The following is a 3,804-nucleotide window of genomic DNA, read 5'->3' as shown; positions in this document are numbered from 1 at the left end:
TCACCCAACCGCAACGACTGCACCGCCAAATGCACCGCCACCAACGACGACGAACACGCCGTATCCACCGTCACCGCCGGCCCCTCCAAACCCAACGCATACGACACCCGACCCGACAACACACTCCCCGACGAACCCGTGGAGGCGTAGCCGTCCGTCGACTCACCCGACAACGCCAACAACGCCGGATAATCCTGACCATTCGTCCCCGCAAACACCCCCACCGGAACACCACGCAACGACAACGGACCCACCCCAGCCCGCTCCAACGCCTCCCACACCACCTCCAACAACAACCGCTGCTGCGGATCCATCACCACCGCCTCACGCGGCGAAATCCCAAACAACCCCGCATCAAACCCCGCCACCCCATCCACGAAACCACCCACACCGGCGGTGACGTCGTCCCAGCCCCGATCGACCGGGAAGGCACCCAGCGCGTCGACGCCATCGGCCAGCAACCGCCACAGCTCCTCGGGGGACGTCACGCCGCCGGGGAACCGGCATCCCAGGCCGACGACGGCCACCGGCTCGTCCTCGGCGGCCTCCACGTCACGGAGCCGCTGCTTCGTCTCGTGCAGTTCGAGCGTGACCTTCTTCAGGTAACCGAGAAGCTTGGCCTCGTCGCTCATCAGCTCACCGCGTCCCGATCTCGTTGTCGATAAGGGCAAAGATGTCGTCGGTCGTCGCGGCCTCGATCTTCGCCGAGAGGTCGGCGTCGGCGTGAGCCGTGGGAGCGGATTCCAGGCGTTTCATGAGCTGTTGGAGGCGGGTGGTGACGCGCAGGCGGGTGAGTTCCTGGGTGGGCAGGGCCAGCAGGGTCGCTTCCAGCCGGTCCAGATCGGTGTCGGCGTCGCGTTCCTCGTCGGCGGACCCGTCTGACAGTTCACGCAGGAGGAAGTCGACGAGGGCGGTGGTCGTCGGGTGGTCGAAGACGACCGTGGCGGGGAGCTTCAGCCCGATCCGCGCGGCGAGGACGTTCCGCAGCTCCACTGCGGTCAGGGAGTCGAAGCCGAGATCCTTGAAGGCGGTGGAGACCTCCACCGCCGCCGGGTCCTGGAAACCGAGGACGGCCGCGACCTGGGCGCGTACCTCTTCGGTCAGCGTCGTCCGACGGGCGGCGGCAGGCATCGCGACCAGCCGCTGCCGGAGGCCGTCGGTGGGGCCGGGCTCCACGTGGGCCGCGCTGCTGACCTGTGGTGCCACCAGGTCCCAGAACGGGTTGGCCCGAAGGGCGGTGGTGGCGGGCACGAAGCGTTCCCAGTCGATGTCGGCGACGGTGACACAACCCTCGCCGGCGGACTCCAGAGCCCGCAGTGCACGGTCGGGGTCGAGGGGCGTGACGCCGCCCCGGTTGGCCCGCGACAGCACGAGTTCGTCGTCGGCCATGCCGCCGTCGGCCCACGGCCCCCACGCCACCGACGTACCCACCAGACCCCGAGCCCGACGCGCCGCCACCAGAGCATCCAACGCCGCGTTCGCCGCCGCATACGCCCCCTGACCCGCACCACCCCACACACCCGCCGCCGACGAGAACACCACGAACGCGTCCAACTCCCGATCACCCAACACCCGATCCAGGTGCCACGCCGCACCCGCCTTACCACCCCACACCCCCGACAACCCCTCCACCGACAACCCGTCGAGCACCCCATCACCCAACACACCCGCGGCGTGCACCACCGCCGACACCTCGAACCGCCCCAACAACTCCTCCACCTCACCCGGCACCGCGACGTCCGCCGCCACCACCTCCACCCGCGCACCCGACCCCGTCAACTCGTCCCGCAACACCTCCGCACCCTGCGCCGCCAACCCACGACGAGACACCAACACCACACCCGCCGCACCCCGCGACACCACCCACCGCGCCACCCGCGCACCCAACACACCCGTCCCACCCGTGATCAACACCATCCCCCGCGGCACCCAACCCGAACCGGCGGGCGACCCCGACACCAAACGCCGACCCAGCACCACCGCACCCCGCACCGCCACCTGATCCTCAACACCCACACCAGCAGCCGCGATCACGTCCACCAACCCCGCAGCCGACCGGACATCCACCACCGCCGGCACGTCCACCAGACCACCCCAACGACCCGGCTCCTCCAACGCCACCACCCGACCCAAACCCCACACACCCGCCGCCAGAGGCGCGGTCACCGGATCGGCCGCACCCACCGACACCGCACCCGACGTCACCACCCACCACGGGCCCGCGACCCCGGCCTCGGTGAGCGCCTGCACCAGCACCAGCGTCGCCGCGACACCCAACGGCACGCCCCCCGCCACCTCGGACGTGTCCCGCCCGAGGAACGACACCACCCGGTCCACGTCGGCGAACCCGGCCAACCGCCCGGCCAGCAGGCCACGGTCGAGCTCGCCCGCCGCCACCCGCAGCCGCGACACCTCCACCCCACGCGCGGCCAACTCCCCCGCCAACGCCTCCGACCACTCGTCGGAGACGTCGGACTCCACCAACAACCAGTGACCGGAGGCCGGCCGGCTCGCGGCGAGGGAGACGGGAACCCAGGATTCCCGGTAGTAGAGCCGTTCGATATCGGCCTGCTCCCGCTGCTGCTTCTGCCAGGCCGACAGCGCCGGCAGCGTCTTTCGCAGGGGCAGTTCCACATCCACGCCCAGCCGGGCGGCGAGCAGGTCGGCGTCTTCGCGTTCCACCGCCTCCCAGAAGGCGGCGTCGACCGTCGGGGTGGTGGAAACCGGGGCTGCGGGCTTCGGCTTCGGCCAGTAGCGCTGGTGTTGGAAGGCGTAGGTGGGCAGGTCGACGGTCCGCGCCCCGGTGGGGGCGAGGAACGCCGCCCAGTCGACGGCGCCGCCATCGGCCCAGAGCCGGGCCAGCGCCGTCACGGCCGTCAGGGCCTCGGCCCGCTTGCGGTGCAGCACCGGCACGGCCAGCACACCGTCGCGGGTCTCCTCGACCGCGCCGATCAGACTCGCGTCGGGGCCGAGCTCCACGAACCGGGTCACCCCCAGCTCGACGGCCCTCTGCACCGCCGCCCCGAAGACGACCGTCCCGCGCACCTGCTGCGCCCAGTACTCGGCGGTGAACTCCTCCACCGGCTCACCGGTGAGCGTGGAGACGATCGGGACGCGCGGCCTACCCAGCTTCACGGTCCCGGCGATGCGGGTGAACTCCGCCAGCATCGGGTCCATCAACGCCGAGTGGAACGCGTGGCTCACCGCCAACCACCGACCCTGCCGCTCGGGCAGCCCGGCCGCGACCCGCTCCACCGCAGCCCGCTCCCCGGAGACCACGACCTGACCGGGGGCGTTCACTGCCGCGATCGACGCCCCGTCGACCAGCAGCGGGGACACCTCATCGAGACCGGCGCGCACCGCCCACATCGCCCCACCCGTGGGCAGGGCCTGCATCAACGACGCCCGCGCCGCCACGAGGCGACACGCATCGCCCAGGTCCAGGACGCCCGCGACGTGCGCGGCCGCCAGCTCCCCGATCGAGTGACCGACCAGGTAGTCCGGGTGCACCCCCCAAGAGGCGAGGAGACGGAACAACGCCACCTCGACGGCGAACAACGCCGGCTGCGCCCAGCCGGTCCGACCCAGGTCGTCGGCGGAGCCGTCGATGACCTCACGCAGCGGGCGGTCCAACAGCGTGTCGAACTGGGCGCACACCTCCGACAACGCGGCCTCGAAGACCGGGAACGCCGCCGCCAGCTCCCGGCCCATGCCGAGACGCTGACCACCCTGACCGGAGAACACGAACCCCGTCAGGCCACCCCGGACGGCACCCGAGACCACGGCCGGCACGGACTGACCCGC

Annotated in this window: 2 protein-coding genes; both read right to left on the bottom strand. The window is 71.4% G+C overall.

The window, feature by feature from the left end:
* A partial coding sequence (locus ACLQ2V_RS28050; protein WP_425721704.1) for a beta-ketoacyl synthase N-terminal-like domain-containing protein occupies positions 1–632 on the bottom strand: 632 nt, incomplete at its 3' end.
* A 4-nt stretch (positions 633–636) separates the two neighbouring features.
* Positions 637–3,804, bottom strand: a 3,168-nt coding sequence (locus tag ACLQ2V_RS28045; RefSeq protein WP_425721702.1) for an acyltransferase domain-containing protein, incomplete at its 5' end; no start/stop codon positions are given.

Source organism: Micromonospora sp. DT233, assembly GCF_049841815.1.
Taxonomy (GTDB): domain Bacteria; phylum Actinomycetota; class Actinomycetes; order Mycobacteriales; family Micromonosporaceae; genus Micromonospora.
The sequence above is the reverse complement of the archived record's forward strand: the minus strand, read 5'-3'. Positions and strand labels throughout refer to the sequence as shown.